Genomic DNA, 16,142 nt, shown 5'->3' with positions numbered 1-16,142 from the left:
AGGTTAACGCGCGTCGGGCCAGATGTATTCGGCGACCAGCGTCGTGCGAAAGCTCGAGTTGTCGTTGTCGGACACCAGCGTCAGATGCTGAGGGCCACCACCTTCGGGACGCCAGAGGGTCAGCCCCTCCATATTCCCCAGATCGCCGGGGCGGGTTTCCAGCATGACCTGCCCTGCTTGCCAGTCGGGCAGGCCATTCTCGCCTAGCGGAAAGCGCCTGATCCGGCTGGAAAAACCCAAGAACCCGATAGAGCGCTCCAGTATCCAGACGCTGCCATCATCGGCGCTGTCCGCGCCGGAAATATCCCAGCCGGGGTCCACGGGCACCCAGCCGCCGCTGGTCAGCATAACGAAGCCGTCAGGTCGAAGGTGTCTGGGCCAAATCCTGACAACGGGGATTGATGTTTCGTCCGGTGCTAGGCTGCCGCTAATTTCAAACAGTTCCAATACATCCTGATCCGGCCGGTCTTCGGTGATCGCCAGCAGGCTGCCGTCGGGCAGTGGCGCGAGCGCCTCGAACAGCTTGTTCCCTCTGGCGCGGACAAAGATGTCTTCGTCGATCAGGTTTTGCCGAGCCATACCATCGCCCATCAGTTCAGCGACCTGTGCGTACCCTTCGAAGGACACGTAGAGCTGGCCTTTGGCTCCCCAAGCCAGATCCTCGGCGTCATTCCTCATCTGCGTGATGTACGTATCCTCGCCCCGTTGGCGCAGATCGTAGGTCCGAACCAATTCCATCCCGGTCAGCGTGCCATCGGGGTCGCGTTTCGCGGTCGCTTTGGTCAGAGTGCCCCTGTCGCTGACCATCCAGAAACCGGCCCCGTGATCAATCGCGGCAATACCCGATTGCCCGCCGGTGATCGGATCGCTGATCGAAATCCAGATGCGGCCAGCGGGCTGCAATTCCGTTCTGCCGACGCTGGGATAGGGGACAATACCCCCTTCTATGATACGCGGCGCCGCGCAAGAGGCGAGCGGGATCAGACCAATGACAATGGCGAAGAGAAGCTTGCGGCGGGTCAACAAAACGGTCCCGATGGGTCAATCAAAATCAGGGCCACTCAAAGGGCCTTTTCTCAACGGGGTCAAGCAAAACTGCCTGACATGTCCTCAAGCTGCCGTGAGCGGTGGAAAAATGTCTCGGTTCCGGTGGAATTAGGTTAGGGTCGAGGCGATTCATTGTTTCCGTTTTGTGGTGAACCCGTTTTGACGTCTTCTGATTTTACGCCCCCCGCGCACAAGGATCGCCCCTCCAAAGGGCGACGGTTTCTAAGGCTGATCGGGGGGGCACTTGATCCGCGGGCTTGGCTCCATCTGGTGAGGATCGTTAACCACTATAACCATACCCATGTGGTGCCGCGTCGGCGGCTGACACTGGGGGTGGGCGCACAGATCAGCCCGACCGCCGCCTTTTCCTACCCGGAGCGGATCAGTGCGGGGCGCGGCCTGCACGTGGGGGCTGACTGTGTTATATGGGCCGGTCCTGCGCGCGGCCGGATCGTGATGGGTGATCATGTGTTGATGGGGCCCGGCGTGCTGGTCACGGCCGCCAATTATCGCTTCAACGACGGTCAGCCCGTGACCGATCAGGCGATGGACGAAAGCGACGTAATCATTGGAAATGACGTCTGGCTCGGGGCGCGGGCTATGGTGATGCCCGGGGTCACCATCGGCGACGGTGCGATCATCGGTGCAGGCTCCGTGGTGACTAGCGACATCCCGCCCATGACGATCGCCGCAGGCGTGCCGGCCAAGGTCATCAGTCAGCGCGAGTTGCAAAAAACCTGAATTTTCTCAACTCGGTTGAGACAGGTGAGGGGAAATATGCTACGCTAAGTCACGGATTATTCATATTTTTATCATTCTGATCTTGGTTGATTGGTGTTTGTTTGGGTGTTTGCGTGAATGACCTATCGCGCTGATATCGACGGGCTGCGGGCCATAGCCGTTCTGTCGGTGCTGCTCTTCCACTTGGGGGTGCCTCTGGTGCCCGGTGGGTTTGCGGGCGTCGATATTTTCTTTGTCATCTCGGGCTATCTGATCACGGGCATTTTGCTGCGCGATATGCAGGCAGGGCAGTTCAGCCTGCTGCATTTCTATCGCAAACGGGCGCTGCGCATTCTGCCCGCGCTGTGCTTTGTGCTGCTGGCGACGGTCGCGGTCGGTTCCCGTATCCTGTTGCCGTCTGAAATGGCCGAGCTTGGGCGCTCGATCGTGGCGACGATGCTGTTCGGGGCGAACATCTATTATTGGTCAACGCTTGATTACTTCCATCCGGACGCCAAGGAAAACCCGCTGCTGCATACGTGGTCCCTCGGGGTGGAGGAGCAGTTCTATATCCTGTTGCCGCTGCTTATGTGGCTCTGCTTTCGCTATACGCGTCAATGTGTTGTGCCGATGCTGGCCGCGACCGTTGCGATCAGTTTTGCACTGTCCGTTTTCGCTGTGGGGCCGATGCCAAGGGCCAGTTTCTACCTTCTCCCGACGCGATTTTGGGAGCTTGGGGCCGGCGCCTTGTTGGCGGCGATGCCCTTGCGACTCGCCCCTCGATGGGCTGAGGGCGCGGGGATGGCCGGTTTCGCGCTGCTGGTTGCGGGTATTTTCGGTTTGAACGAAACGCTTCCCTTCCCTGGGGCCGCCGCTCTGTTGCCTGTGGCCGGCGCCGCGCTATTGATCGCCGCCGGTGGGCAGGGGGGAATCGGTCGGTTGCTGTCCAAGACGGCGCCGGTGTGGATCGGGCAGATTTCCTATTCGGTATATCTGTGGCACTGGCCGTTAATCGTATTTTGGAAGATGCGGACTGACACAGATCTGACTGTGCCCGAGACTGCGGGCCTCGGGGCTGCGGCAATCCTGTTTGGGGCCCTATCGACCCGATTTATCGAACGCCCCTTCCGCAATCTGCCTGCGGGGCTGACCGATGGGCGCATTCTGTGGCCTGCGCTTGTTGCCGTTCTGGCAGGCATTGGCCTCGGTTGGGGCCTATCGCATATGCCGAGCGCCCTGCGGACCTACCCGACCGAAGTGGCGCGGCTCGACACCTATGGCGGCTATTTCGACGCGCCGGATTTCAAGGCCGATTGGCGGTATGACAGATGCCATCTTGACCCCCATAGTGGGGGCTTCGAGGCCTATGATCAGGTGACTTGCCTGAAGCAGGATGAACGTCCCTCTGTTCTACTGTTCGGCGACAGTCATGCCGCGCACATCTGGCGGGCATTGTCGCAGGCGCGGCCTGATCTGAATATCTTGCAGGCGTCTTCGACCAATTGTCGGCCTTTGCCCGATAACCCGAGCAGTTTTTGCGGCCAATTGAGCGATTTTATTTACCATGATTGGGTGCCCGCCCACCGACCCGAGGCCGTGATCCTGAGCGGAGTCTGGCGGGATGCCGAGCTGCCCGCTCTGTCCGGAGGAATTGCCGAGCTTCGTCAGAGCGGCGTGCAGCACGTCTATGTCCTTGGTGAGACGGTGACCTATACCGCGACTTTGCCGAAAATTCTGGCGCGGGCCGCTTTGGTCGGCGCGGATTCAGCCCGAAGTCAGGCCGCTCACCTGCAAAGTGGCTTGTGGCAGCGGGACAAGGCGTTGCGCGATTTGGTCCAGCGGGCGGGTGGCACATATGTGGATTTGCTGGACGTGGCCTGCCCCATGGGGGATTGCCGCGACCGTGTCCAAGGGGTGCCGCTGCTCTTCGACAGTAACCATTATACTCGCGAGGGGGCGGCCTTTGTTGCGGGGCAAATCGCCCGCCAATTCCAATGATGCGGTTGCTTTTCGCGTTGCTGCTGTGGCCCGTTGGCCTTTGGGCGGGCGAAATCCAGGTCACGGGTCGAGAGCAGCTGTTATCGGCTCTGACCGCTGCCAAAGGTGGTGAGGTGATCAGCCTCTCCCCCGGCAGTTATGGTGAACTGGATCTGTTCACTGGCGGTCCAGTGCCGCCGAGTTTCGCGCAGACCGTCACGCTTAAATCGGCTGATCCGTCCAAACCGGCGGTGATCACGGGTTTGAAGCTGACCGGTGCGCAGAACCTGACCTTTCAAGGGCTGATATTCGACTACACCTACCGCCCCAAGGATGATCCCGGCCAAATCCGCCCGTTTCAGGTTAATGACTCAAAGGATGTCCGTTTTAACCAAGTTGTGTTCGATGGCGACACAGCGCGCGGTTTTTCCCCCGAAGACAACGGATTTCCCGCTGGCTTGGGTCTGAGCCTGCGCAATGTCACCCGCCTAACCTTGGAAAACAGCGAGATCAGAAATTTCTATCGCGGCCTCGTTGTCGGAGAGGCGACGGACACGGTTATCCGCCGGAATGACCTGCATGATCTGCGGTCCGACGGCATGAACTTTGTTAAGGTTACCGGTCTTTTGGTCGAGGCGAATGTGATCCGTGATTTCCACCGCAGCTTCGCTTCGGACGATCACGCGGACATGATCCAGTTCTGGTCGATGAACGCCGACTATCCTAGCACTGACGTGACGATCCGGCGAAACTTTCTGACCGTTGGTCGCGGGGATCATACCCAAGGGATTTTCATGCGGAACGAAGCCGTGGATGCCCAACATGGCGGTCCATCGATGTTTTATCGCGACGTCGTCATCGAAGAAAATCTGATCATGAATAACCACTTCCATGGCATCACAGTGGGCGAAGTCGATGGTCTGACCATCCGCCAGAACACATTGATCCGCGTGCCGCGCCGGTCCGATCCTGATCAGCGGGGCGAGTTTGCCATGATGCCCGGCATTCAGGTGGCCGAGGCTTCGCGCAACGTGGCGATCACAGACAATATCGCCTCGCGCGTCCCCAAAAGTCAGCGGGGGTGGCGTCAATCAGGGAATGCGCTGGTGCAGGATCTGGAGCCGCTGGCGGCGGGTTTCTATTCTCGGGTGTTTGTTAACCCTTTCGTAACGGCTCCGTACGAACCTGAGAACTTCAGGCCGCTTGCGGGTGGCGGGTTGGATCGTGACGGTTTGGGTGCGCCGATGTCTGCATTTCATTGGGGGCGCTGAGGGCAAATGGTCAGTCTGGATGCCGGTCAATCTGTGCGCCGTGTAACGCAAACTGTAGCGAGAGGGGCGAAAAGCATCGCCTCTGCGCCGCTTCTGGTGCGATTCTATTTGATCGCATTGTTCCTGCCATTGGATTTTCAGTTGGGTCCTTTGGCAATGAACGCACTGCGTTTGTATTTATTGATTGTCATTGTGCCGCTTTTTGTCAGGCTTGTGACAGGCCATTATGGACGGCTTATTGCAACGGACATTCTATTTTTATTGCATTTATGTTTTGTCAGCCTGTCATTGGCTGCAAATAACCCTTCACAATTGGTGTCCGCGACCGGTTCGGCATCGGTCGAATTTCTGGGGGGCTATCTGGTCGCACGGGCCGCAATCCGCGATCGAGAGAGTTTTGCCGGTTTTTGCAGCTTTTTCGCTTTGCTAGTGATGCTGAGTTTGGCGCCAGCATTGGTCGAAAGCCTGACGGGGCGCGCTTTTGTGCCCGAAATGATCAACAAATTGCCGTTTTTCTCCGCATCCATGCCCTTCGAGATGGACCAGCGGATGGGGCTCAATCGCGTTCTGGTCGTTTTTCCCCATCCGATTTTGTATGGGCTCGTGTGTTCGACTGCGATTTCGCTGGTCTGGGTCGGGCTGCGGAACGACTACGCGCCGGCGCGCAAGGCTTGGGAGAGCGCGCTTGTCACGCTGGCGACGTTTCTGTCCCTGTCGAGCGGCGCCTTGCTGGCGGCCGCTTTGCAGTTTCTGCTGATCGGATGGCAGTGGATTTTGCGCACCGTGAAGGCCCGATGGATTATCTTTTTGGGACTCATCGCAGTGGCCTATGTGGTGGTCGATGTGGTGTCGACCCGCTCGCCCATGCGCGTGTTTCTGACCTACGCGACGTTCTCGGCGCATTCGGCCTATACGCGGCTTTATATCTTTGAGTGGGGCATGGTGAACGTCTGGCGCAGCCCTTGGCTGGGGATAGGACTGAATGATTGGGTGCGACCACCGTATATGGGGGGCAGCGTCGATAATTTCTGGCTGCTGACCACCATGCGCTGGGGCATCCCTGCGTTCCTGAGCCTCGCTGGTTCTGTCATTTATCTGGTGATCCGCGTGGCGCTTTTGCCCTTGGCTGAAGGCTCTCGGGTTTCAGACCAGCGGCGGGCATGGGTGTTTACCATCTGCGGTTTGTGCGTGACCTTGACGACGGTGCATGTATGGGCGGGCAGCTATTCCTATATCGCGTTCCTGTTTGGCGCTGGCGCGTGGTTTCTAAACGCTCAGGATGAAGAGGATGAGCCTATGGCAGAGGCCGAGGAGCCTGCAACGGGATCCATGTATCGCCGAAAAATCACTCCGGTTGCCTATTCCAGATCCGAAGTGCGCAGCCGAGAAGATCGCGAAAAATCAGGTCTGTAAGAAATCAATCGTGCCGTTCTTGATAACGGCAGCGCTAAGCGGATGTCCTTTGTAGGCGCCGGTATCTACGGAAATTCGGCCCGCGCGGATGCGAGGCTCTTTAACGATTGTATGACCGTGGATGATCCACATCCCGTCCGGTCGTTCTTGTTTTCGGAAGTCGCTATGGCCCCAAAGTAGGGTATCTTCCCTTTGCTCATCGAGCGGAAGCGCCGGGTCTGCCGCCGCGTGCACCACGCCCACGTTTCCTTCGCTCCAGAAAGTGGGAAGGCGCTGGAGCCAATTCAGAAGTTCCGCCCCCATGCGGGCCCGCAACTGATCAGCCAAATCTTCGAGACTGGTGAGCTGGCCTTGCAGTGAGATGTTGAACGACTCGAGAGTGTTAATCCCACCGCTTTGAATCCACCGGAGGCCGTTCTCGGACGGTTTCGCCAGAAAATCGAGCATCATCTGTTCGTGGTTGCCCTTGAGGCAGGTTAACCGCGCCCCCGAAACGCGCTGGAGTGCCACGAGTTTCTGCAGAACCTGCGCCGAATGTGGCCCGCGGTCAATCATGTCACCAACTGTGATGATGCGCGCGTCGAAGCCATCCCTTTTCCAAATCGTATCAAGAAGGGACTCTAGTTGTTCGAGGCAGCCATGAATATCGCCAATCACAAATAGCGGTTCGGCTAGATTTGGGGCCTTTAGCGAAGTCGCCTGTGTGGTCGGACTGCGTCCGAAGAGACGGTTCAAGGAAATCATACAGATACACGGAAGGGGAAAGAAATTGCAGTTGTCTTATAGAAGCCCGTTGCGGAGGGGGAAGTCAATCGTGTCGCGCACCTATTGACTGGCCTGCAGGAATGCAAATGGATCCCTCCGACGGGCAAATACAATTTTGAAATATCAAAATGCGCAAACATGGGAATAAAAATATTTTCACTTTGCGTAAATACATAACGAAAGTGTGTTTGATTTCAAATTAAGCAAATTGCCCATTTTTCCAAGAAGTGTCGGGATTTTACTTTAAACGAGGCGGAGGTCACGTTATTAAAGGATTAAATTATTTTGAATGTGCTGACGGCATGGGCGAATTTTTCCCAACTCAATTTTAACGAGATGTTGGCGCAGATTTGTAAGAAATTATTTGTGTATTAGAGGTGTCATTTGCGATACTCGATCGGTTCAAAATTCCTGCGAGTTGCCGGAGTGGCGATCGCAACATTAGCGACATGCGTTTCCGCGTCCGCCGCTGAATCTTACCGTCTGGTCGCTGGAGACAGTGTTCAGCTGATGTATTCCGGCCTTGGCGCGCCGATTGAACTCACCATCGACATCAACGGTCAGGTGCGCGTCGTTAACGTAGGCGGCGTGACTATTGCTGGTCTGACGATGGATGAGGCAGAGAAGAAGCTCGAGAAAGACATCATCGAGTCCGGCATGTTCATCGAACCCATCGTGAGCTTGCAGTTGATGCTCTATGCGCCGGTAATGGTGGCTGGTGATGTTGCGCATCCCGGGCGCTTTGATTTCACCGCAGGTATGACTGTAGCTTCGGCACTGGCGCTGTCTGGGGGAAGTGAACTGGCGGGCATCTCCCGCTATGAACTGCAAAGCACCCGCAGCGATCTGGAGGCCAAACTCAAGACTCTGAACCTGCAGATTGCCACGGCAGTTGCCGACATGGCCCGTTATCAGGCGGTTCTCGACGGCAAGGATGAGGTGGTCCTGAGTGACGAACTGATGGCCGCGATCCCCGCCAAAGATGCGGTGGACATGAGCGCGATCGTCACCAAGTCCAACGAAATCCTGAGCAGTGAGGCCGTGCAAGAGGCTGAACTGATGGCTGTCTGGGCCGAGGAGATCGCTGCGATTGAACAGCAGATCGTCCTGTTCGGTGACCGTATTGAAGTTCAAAAGGAAATCGTAGCGAGCGCGGCTTCCGACCTGGAAAATTCGCGTGACCTTCAGAACCGCGGTCTGCAGACGACCACCCGCCTTGTTGCGGCTGAACAGCGAGACGCGGACGCCCGTTCGAAGGTGATCGAGCTGGAATCTGCGCGCATTCTGGCGACGCAGTCCGTTGCAGATGCCAAGGCTCAACAGAGCACCTATCGCACGACCCGTGTCACCGAAGCCCTCAACAAGCTCAAGGACGACCAGGTCAAAGTCGACACCCTGACCTTGGATTATACAAGCGCGCTGGAGCAGTTGGCGATGTTGACCAGCGGCAGCATCAGTGCGCTGCTGCGGTCCGATGCGGTGGAGTTGAACTATGTTATTCAAGGCCCCCGTGCAGATCGCATTGCCAAAGAGGGAATCAACGAAGAAACCGAGCTGCTGCCCGGTGACACGCTGATCGTGTACCTCGAAGGCAGGGATCTCGCTCCTGTGGTTGCGACAAGCAATTAAGGACAGAGTTGTGAGTGTTAATGAGTTCGGTCGGGTAGCGATTATTCACTACTGGCTTGTGGGGATGCGCGGCGGCGAAAAGGTTATCGAAGCGCTGTGCCGGATGTTCCCGCAAGCCGACATCTATACCCACGTGGCAGATCCCTCGAAGTTGAGTGCCACATTAACCAAGCATAAGATCATCGAAACCCGCGTTGGCCGCCTGCCGCTGGCGCGCATCATGTACCAGAAATACTTGCCTCTGATGCCTCGCGCCCTCGAGGAGTTGGATCTGACGGGTTATGATCTGGTGATTTCGTCGGAGGCCGGCCCTGCCAAGGGGGTGATTGCGCCGCCTGATGCGCGTCACCTGTGTTATTGCCACTCGCCCATGCGATATTTGTGGGACCAATATCACGTCTACCGCAATGGGGCAGGGTTAATCACCCGGATGGCGATGCCGTTGTTGGCGCATTCCTTGCGCCAATGGGATGTGACCAGCGCCGCGCGAGTCGACGGTTTTGTTGCGAACTCCAACCATGTTGCAAACCGGATCCAGAAATACTGGCGCCGCGATGCGGATGTCGTCGCTCCGCCGGTTGCTGTCGACGATTTCGCGCCTGTCCCAAAGTCCGACCTTGGGGATTTCTATTTGTGGGCGGGTGAGTTGGCCCCGTACAAACGTCCCGATCTAGCGGTTGAGGCCTTCAAGCGGATGGATAAGCCGTTCGTCGTCATCGGTGGTCCTGATGAAACGGTCAAAAAGCTGCAGCAGATCGCGGGTCCCAAGACGAAGTTTCTGGGAAAGGCGCCATTTGCCGTGCTCAAAGAACATATGGCCAAATGCAAGGCGCTGATCTTTCCGGGCGAAGAAGACTTCGGCATTGTGCCTGTTGAAGTGATGGCTTCGGGCCGCCCCGTGATTGCATATGGTCGCGGCGGCATTCTGGATTCGGTCGTTGAAAACCAAACAGGCGTGTTCTTCCGCGAGCAGAGCATCGATGCATTGATGGACGCGGTCGAGCGTTTCGAGGCGAGCGGTCTTGATGCCGTTGATCCTCAGGTTTGCGTCGACCGCGCCCGTTGCTTTGACGAAAATGCGTTCCGTGAGGGTGTCTACGCTTCGCTCGCCAAGTTGTACTGAGTAGAAACCTGCTTTCGCTTAATTGCGCGGAAGCAGGGCGAATATCATAACGATTGTCGCACCAATCAGGCTATACGCGGGCAAAGCCCACCATAGCGACAATCCCATTTTTACGATGAGCCACATCGTAAAAATCAGAGCCACGGGAATAGCGAAAAACGCAACTCCCGGGAACATGGCGCTTGGCTTTCCGGAAATTTGAGCCTTGTTAGCTTTGCGGCCGATATTTTCGACTCCAGCTCGCCATTTCTCTAACAGATATATGTTCACCGGTCATCCTGCCCAAATATACCTTTGCGAAAATATAGGCAAATGGATCTGGGATCAACAGTCAAATTTGTGTGATTTAGGTGTGAGAAAATTACTTATGAGGCCAGGAGGCTTGTTAAGCTGTAAAATAGGTTTGCGGGACTAAGAGGTTCCGAGGTTGTCTTCGATTTGCAATGTGTACTGGTGAAGAGGTGCTAGTATTGATAGGGTTGTGGCTAAGATGTGTAATTAGAATTTGCAATGGATACTGGTGAAATATGTATGAATTTTCTAGGAAAGTTGATATCACTTATTTTGCGGATATCGCTGTCCAATTTTTGCAAAATCATCTCTCATAGGCGGCAATATTGCAAAATTCATTCATTTTTTTCCATTTATTCTTTCGCATGCAAAATGTGAGAAAATTGCCATGTTTGTAAAGTTATCTAGACTGTCAATCGCTGGACAGCTAGGTTCATGGTGCATTGATTTTAAATGCCCTGAGTGATTCGCGGCTCAGAAAGCGGAGCGGCGACATGAGCGACTTTTTTCGGCTAACCGACGCGCAGATGGAAGAGCTTTTCCCTTTCTTACTGTAATCTCAGGGCAAACCGCGGGTCGCTAAAAGGCGAGTGCTGAGTGGGTGTTGTCATCAATCGGAATGGATTACGCCGGAGCGAGAAGACGCCTGTGATGATCGACGCGACATACTTAAAGGCGCATCGAGCAGCGACCAGCATTGCTGTCAAACAACGGGGCGTGGTTGTCTGATCCAGTGCCCGACAGGGCACGATGGCCCGAGAAGGGGGGGGCAAGGGTGGCGTGAACACCAAACTGCACGCCGTCTGCGACAGTCAGACGCGGCCAATCGATCTGATCGTCAAGGTCGGATAGGAGAGCACCTATAGCGGTGCTTGGGTGATGTTGAATGGCCTGCCTAGCGTCAAATGCCATCGCGGCGATCTATGCTGCGACGCCGAATGGTTTGGGGACGCATTGCGAAACAAGGGTATAATCGCCTGCGTTCTCGGTCGAAAGCAACGGAATACCCCAGCCAAACACGACAGGCGTAGCTACAAGCGTCGAAGCCGCATCGAGATCATGTTCGGCAGGCTCAATGACTGGAGGCGGGTGGCGACCCGCTCTCAACGATGCCCGAAGGTTTTCCTTTCAGCAATCTCCTTCGCAGCTGTCCTCATATAATAGATATGAATCTTGACAATAGCGCCCCTGTATTCACGGACCTGACCAGCGGTCACTAAAGAATCACGTGGGGCAGCGAGAGGCATGGCTGACCGCGTGTGGCTTGATGTTCATGCCACCCTTCGTGCCCCCCCTCTCGGTCAATTGCTGTTCAATGCCCTGCCGGGCACTGGATAAGGTGTCCGCACCGACATTTTTCAGGTTGGATTCCGTGCGGGTCGGAATGTTCAGCGGCCAGCCCTTTCATGATCCAAGCAGGCACGCCCATATCACTCCATCGATTCTTACGGTTGTAGAGAGTCTTGAGTGGGCAACCTCCCTTGGAGAATCCAATCATCTCAGGCCATTGCGATTGATAGAATAATCGCACCCAGCACCCGCCGAACGTAGACCCGCGGCTTGCCGTGGCTTTTGGGAAAATACGGTTCCAAATGAGACATCTGCTCGCCAGAGGAAAAGAACAAGATGCTGATTACGCCTCCTGAATTTGAGAAGCTCGAAATAGCCGATGCGTCGACTGAAACCAAATAAATGTCAAGAGCCTGTGGCGAAAGCAACGTCAATTCTAAATCGACGAAATGTGTATGGAAGTTTCTGAAACTTTAATGAAGAAGTAACCCATTAGGGGCATAGGTAAAATGCATCTCACCAAATTGGCTCATGGAAACACGGCGAGATTAAGGCAGTGCGTCAAGAATCTCTAGAAATTGGGATGCTGCGCGGTTCCATGTGAACCGTTTTGCACGTACTTTGCCTGACTCAGCCAGTTCTGTTCGAAGGGAGTCATTTCGCGATAGCGAATCCATTGCTTGGGTCCACGCGGCCTGATCCAACGGGGAAATGCTGATCGAAGCACCTTCGGCCACTTCGGGAATGGCACCTCCGTCAGAGGCAATAACGGGACAGCCTAAAGTCATCGCTTCTGCGGGGGGGAGGCCGAAGCCTTCGGTGATCGAAGGAAACACGAGCGCGTAGGCATTTTCATACAATGCGCGCAACTCTTCATCAGTGACGCGACCGAGCATTTTCACGTTCTCTGACGGCACTAACCCGTTCTCGCTGAAAACAGTCGCATTGCCGCCACCCGCAATTACGAGTGGTCGGCTTTGGTCAGAGCGGGCATTCGCGGCCTGTATGAGCATTTTGAGATTCTTGTGCGGCGCCAAGCTTCCGATCGCAAGAAAATAGCCGGATGCTTCGAGGTTATTCTTCTGAAGAATTTTCGGATCCGCTATAAGCCGCAAAACGTGATCCGCACCGTTTTGGATGACAATGGCTTTGCCTTTCGGGACCACACCGAAATGCTCCAGTTCACGCTTTGAGTGAGCGGAAACGGTAAGGACCGAATGAGCGCGGTTCCCTAGTCGTGGCTGAATTTGATGGTAAAATGTTCGAAAGCCACGGGAATACGCCAGCGGCTGACGAAAGGCCTGCGCATCATGCATCATCACGATCTGCTTTTTGCGTAAAGCGGGACCAATGTTGCACAAACTGATCAGCCAAGAGTTCGGGTCTTCTTTTGCTAATGAAATTTGTTCCCACAGATGACCTTTCAGTCGGGATTTCGAGGCTGAGGTTAGCTCAAGCAAGTTCTTTGGTCGCTCGTGGGCGTTGTGAATTTCTCCAGTAGGGCGAATGGCCGAAATGTCCTTGAGGCGTGAATGATTGCATTGAGCCAGAGTTGCAGAGATGAGTTCTGTCGCGACCCTGTCAACTCCTGTTAGGGGGCGCATTAGAAAGCGGGTGTTAAATAGGTAACGTGACATGCAAAACTCTGTCTTTACGTAGGAAAATTTATGAAACAACTTATTCCTCCATAGCAAACTTTGCTCGAAGATGGTAACTGTGTTGTCGTGGGTGTCCCGGAATTTTATGTAGTTCCGATTGGGGGCGCTGACGGTGATTTCACGGAGAAGTAGGGGTATCAGTTATATATTTCGTATCCGTTATTTTGATTGAAATGCTGTCCAGCGCCTGGATGTTAAGTTCCCTGTAAATTTTTATTCAGTAGATTTTTCAGCTAGAAACCTTATCCTGTACTAACAGGAATTTTCGACTATAAATTGGTTAAATTGAAGGCTTTGATGTTATGGAGAATGTAACTCCTGTTATCCTGTGTGGCGGCTCTGGCACGCGGCTTTGGCCCCTGTCCCGCAAGAGCTACCCTAAACAATTCGCGCCTCTCGTGGGCGGTGGCACGCTGTTCCAGCAGACCGCGCAGCGCCTCAATGGCATCGGCGAAGGCGTTTGCTATGGTAAACCGCTGGTCGTCACCAACTCGGATTTCCGCTTCATTGTGACCGAACAACTGGCCAGCCTCGGCATTGATCCGGGTGCTGTGCTGATCGAACCTTCGGCGCGCAACACCGCGCCGGCTGTGTTGGCGTCTGCAATTTACCTGCATAATCAGGACCCCGAGGCAATCATGTTGGTTGCGCCTTCGGACCATATGATGCCCGATGCGGATGCTTTCCGCGCGGCTGTGGCCAAGGGGATCGAGGCAGTAAAACAAGGTAAACTTGTGCTCTTCGGCATTCGTCCGGACCGTGCCGAAACCGGCTATGGTTATCTGGAACTGGACGGCGAAGGCGCTGGCGGCGTGACCGCGCTGAATCGCTTTGTTGAAAAGCCTGACGCCGAAAATGCCCAGAAAATGCTGGAGGATGGCGGCTATCTGTGGAACGCAGGTATCTTCCTGTTCTGCGCTGCTGACATCATTGCTGCGTTCAAACAGCACGCGCCGTCGCTGGTCGCTCCGGTTGAGCAATCGGTTAACAGCGGCAAGCCCGACCTTGGCTTCCTGCGTCTGGCGGCCGAGCCTTGGGATCAGGCTCAGGACGTGTCGATCGACTACGCGATTATGGAAAAAGCGTCGGATCTTGCGGTTGTCCCCTATGACGATCTGTGGTCCGACTTGGGCGGCTGGGATGCGGTCTGGCGCGCGATGGATCAGGACGATGACGGCGTGGCTGTCACCGACCGCGTCACCGCGATTGACTGTAAGAACTCGGTCCTGCGTTCGGAATCCCCGCAGCTGGAACTGGTCGGCATCGGGGTCGAGGATATCGTCGCCGTCGCGATGAACGATGCCGTGCTCGTGGCCCACAAGGACCGCGCGCAGGACGTCAAACTGGCGGTCTCGGCACTGAAGAAAAAGGCCGCGATCCAGGCGGAATCCTTCCCCAAAGACCACCGCCCGTGGGGCTGGTTCGAAAGCCTGGCTGTCGGCTCGCGCTTTCAGGTCAAACGGATTCACGTGCACCCGGGCGCGTCGCTGTCGCTGCAGAGCCACTTCCACCGCTCCGAGCATTGGATCGTGGTCGAGGGCACCGCGAAGGTTACCGTGGACGACACCGTCAAACTGGTGACCGAGAACGAGTCGATCTACGTGCCGCTCGGGTCGGTCCACCGGATGGAAAACCTGGGCAAAGTCCCGATGGTCCTAATCGAGGTTCAGACAGGATCCTATGTCGGAGAAGATGACATCGTCCGGTACGACGACGTCTACTCCCGAGGCCAAGGCGCCAAGGGATAAACCCAACAAAAACGGGGGCTCCGCTAGCGGGGCCCTTCTTGTTTTATAGATTTTGATTTTTTATTTTTGCGAGTAACCCGTTGCGTAGATTGCTGATCAACGGCCGCTTTCTGTCTGGCCAGATCACGGCAGTGAACTCCGTGGCCAAAGAATTGAGCATTGCTCTACATCAGGCCTCCTTGCGGCAAGACAATGGTTGGAGTGTTGAGCTGGTGGTCCCTCGCGCCTTGGAAAGCAAGGCGTGGTCGTTAGGGATCCCTGTTCGTTCCCATGGGCGGTTGTCCGGAATTTTCTGGGAGCAGCTGGAGTTGCCAAAGTTGCGTCGCGACGGAGTGGTGCTGAGCTTGTTTAACACCGTGCCAATCTTTGGGCGCGGCTATACCACGATGCTTCACGATGCCAATGTGATGAAAACCCCGGAATCCTACGGGCGCTTGACCCGCAGGTGGCGAAAATTTTTGTCTTGGCGGGCGGGCAATTCCGGCAACCATATTCTAACGATTTCAGAGTACTCCCTCATGTCATTGTTGGATTGTGGCATAGGGCATCCTGAAATGTTCGGAATCGTGCCGAACGGCCTTGGGCAGGTGGGGCGGGTGCAGGCGGATATCGGTATTTTTACACGGCTTGGGTTGCGGTACGGGGTCCCTTACTGCGTTGGATTAAGCAGCCTGTTGCCCCATAAAAACATCGAAGTTCTGCTGAAAAGTTTTGCACGGCCTGCTCTGGCCGGTGTGGACTTGGTTCTGTTCGGCAACGCAACCGCTGATGATTTCCGAGAATTGGGCCATCCGGTATCGAGCAATGTTCACTTTGCAGGCTTCGTGACGGATGAGGAATTGGCGGCCCTTTATCGTGGCGCGCTCGCCGTGTGCATGCCATCAAGGGAAGAGGGTTTTGGCCTGCCCGCACTGGAAGGGATGGCTCATGGTGCGGTTGCGCTGGTTGCGCCGAATGGATCGCTGCCCGAAGTTGTTGCTGATGCGGGGGTTTATGCCCATCCCGATGATCCGGATGAGTGGGTTGAACAAATTCTGAAGTTGAAGTGCGACCGAGCCCTTACCCAGTCGCTGCGCTGTGCTGGCAGAAAACGGGCTGCTGAGTACACGTGGGACGCTTCGGCGGAGCGAACGTTTGAACTGCTTGAACGTTGGTATTGAACAATAATCGGAAACGATAGGGCCGCCAGACAACGTTCTGACGGCCCTTT

12 protein-coding genes and 1 pseudogene are annotated in these 16,142 nt (G+C 55.6%); 9 read left to right on the top strand and 4 right to left on the bottom strand.

Annotated elements, in window-relative coordinates; all coding sequences use genetic code 11:
* Positions 1–3: 3 nt before the first annotated feature.
* The gene (locus HJ536_RS17840) at positions 4–1,023 is read right to left on the bottom strand and encodes an esterase-like activity of phytase family protein (RefSeq protein ID WP_177158774.1); all 1,020 of its coding nucleotides are present in this window, start codon (positions 1,021–1,023) and stop codon (positions 4–6) included.
* Between the two features lie 183 nt (positions 1,024–1,206).
* Between HJ536_RS17840 and HJ536_RS21175 the strand changes: the two genes are divergently transcribed.
* The 4 genes from HJ536_RS21175 (at position 1,207) to HJ536_RS17820 (ending at position 6,428) form a co-directional block, all read left to right on the top strand.
* Positions 1,207–1,788, top strand: coding sequence for an acyltransferase (locus HJ536_RS21175; protein ID WP_276529523.1), 582 nt, complete (start codon positions 1,207–1,209; stop codon positions 1,786–1,788).
* A gap of 117 nt (positions 1,789–1,905) precedes the next feature.
* Positions 1,906–3,765, top strand: a complete 1,860-nt coding sequence (locus HJ536_RS17830; RefSeq protein WP_177158773.1) for an acyltransferase family protein — start codon at positions 1,906–1,908, stop codon at positions 3,763–3,765.
* Entirely contained in the window at positions 3,762–5,015 is a 1,254-nt protein-coding gene (locus tag HJ536_RS17825) for a right-handed parallel beta-helix repeat-containing protein (protein ID WP_177158772.1), read from the top strand. Before HJ536_RS17830 ends, HJ536_RS17825 begins: the two co-directional genes overlap by 4 nt.
* Before the next feature lie 6 nt (positions 5,016–5,021).
* Entirely contained in the window at positions 5,022–6,428 is a 1,407-nt protein-coding gene (locus HJ536_RS17820) for an O-antigen ligase family protein (RefSeq protein WP_177158771.1), read from the top strand.
* On the opposite strand, the gene HJ536_RS17815 is transcribed toward HJ536_RS17820, so the two are convergent.
* Complete coding sequence (locus HJ536_RS17815) at positions 6,417–7,172, bottom strand: metallophosphoesterase family protein (RefSeq protein ID WP_177158770.1); 756 nt, start codon at positions 7,170–7,172, stop codon at positions 6,417–6,419. The two genes, HJ536_RS17820 and HJ536_RS17815, sit on opposite strands and share 12 nt — an antisense overlap.
* A 405-nt stretch (positions 7,173–7,577) precedes the next feature.
* On the opposite strand from HJ536_RS17815, the gene HJ536_RS17810 reads away from it, so the two are divergent.
* Both HJ536_RS17810 and HJ536_RS17805 read left to right on the top strand, forming a co-directional pair.
* Positions 7,578–8,822 (top strand): polysaccharide biosynthesis/export family protein, encoded by a 1,245-nt coding sequence (locus tag HJ536_RS17810; protein ID WP_177158769.1) that lies wholly within the window; start codon positions 7,578–7,580, stop codon positions 8,820–8,822.
* A 10-nt stretch (positions 8,823–8,832) separates the two neighbouring features.
* Positions 8,833–9,945 (top strand): glycosyltransferase, encoded by a 1,113-nt coding sequence (locus HJ536_RS17805; RefSeq protein ID WP_338082456.1) that lies wholly within the window; start codon positions 8,833–8,835, stop codon positions 9,943–9,945.
* A gap of 18 nt (positions 9,946–9,963) precedes the next feature.
* Here the strand turns inward: HJ536_RS17805 and HJ536_RS17800 are convergent, their stop codons facing one another.
* Positions 9,964–10,215, bottom strand: coding sequence for a hypothetical protein (locus tag HJ536_RS17800; protein WP_177158768.1), 252 nt, complete (start codon positions 10,213–10,215; stop codon positions 9,964–9,966).
* Between the two features lie 515 nt (positions 10,216–10,730).
* On the opposite strand from HJ536_RS17800, the pseudogene HJ536_RS17795 reads away from it, so the two are divergent.
* Positions 10,731–11,397 (top strand): annotated as a pseudogene (locus tag HJ536_RS17795) (transposase).
* Positions 11,398–12,074: 677 nt separating this feature from the next.
* On the opposite strand, the gene HJ536_RS17790 reads toward HJ536_RS17795, so the two are convergent.
* Positions 12,075–13,163 (bottom strand): glycosyltransferase family 4 protein, encoded by a 1,089-nt coding sequence (locus HJ536_RS17790; protein WP_177158767.1) that lies wholly within the window; start codon positions 13,161–13,163, stop codon positions 12,075–12,077.
* Between the two features lie 323 nt (positions 13,164–13,486).
* Between HJ536_RS17790 and HJ536_RS17785 the strand changes: the two genes are divergently transcribed.
* Together HJ536_RS17785 and HJ536_RS17780 are read left to right on the top strand one after the other, a co-directional pair.
* Positions 13,487–14,932, top strand: a complete 1,446-nt coding sequence (locus tag HJ536_RS17785) for a mannose-1-phosphate guanylyltransferase/mannose-6-phosphate isomerase (RefSeq protein ID WP_177158766.1) — start codon at positions 13,487–13,489, stop codon at positions 14,930–14,932.
* 89 nt (positions 14,933–15,021) lie between these two features.
* Entirely contained in the window at positions 15,022–16,092 is a 1,071-nt protein-coding gene (locus HJ536_RS17780) for a glycosyltransferase family 4 protein (protein ID WP_177158765.1), read from the top strand.
* Positions 16,093–16,142: the final 50 nt, after the last annotated feature.

Source organism: Donghicola mangrovi (assembly GCF_013377535.1).
In the GTDB taxonomy this organism is placed as follows: Bacteria; Pseudomonadota; Alphaproteobacteria; order Rhodobacterales; family Rhodobacteraceae; genus Donghicola; species Donghicola mangrovi.
The sequence above is the reverse complement of the archived record's forward strand: the minus strand, read 5'-3'. Positions and strand labels throughout refer to the sequence as shown.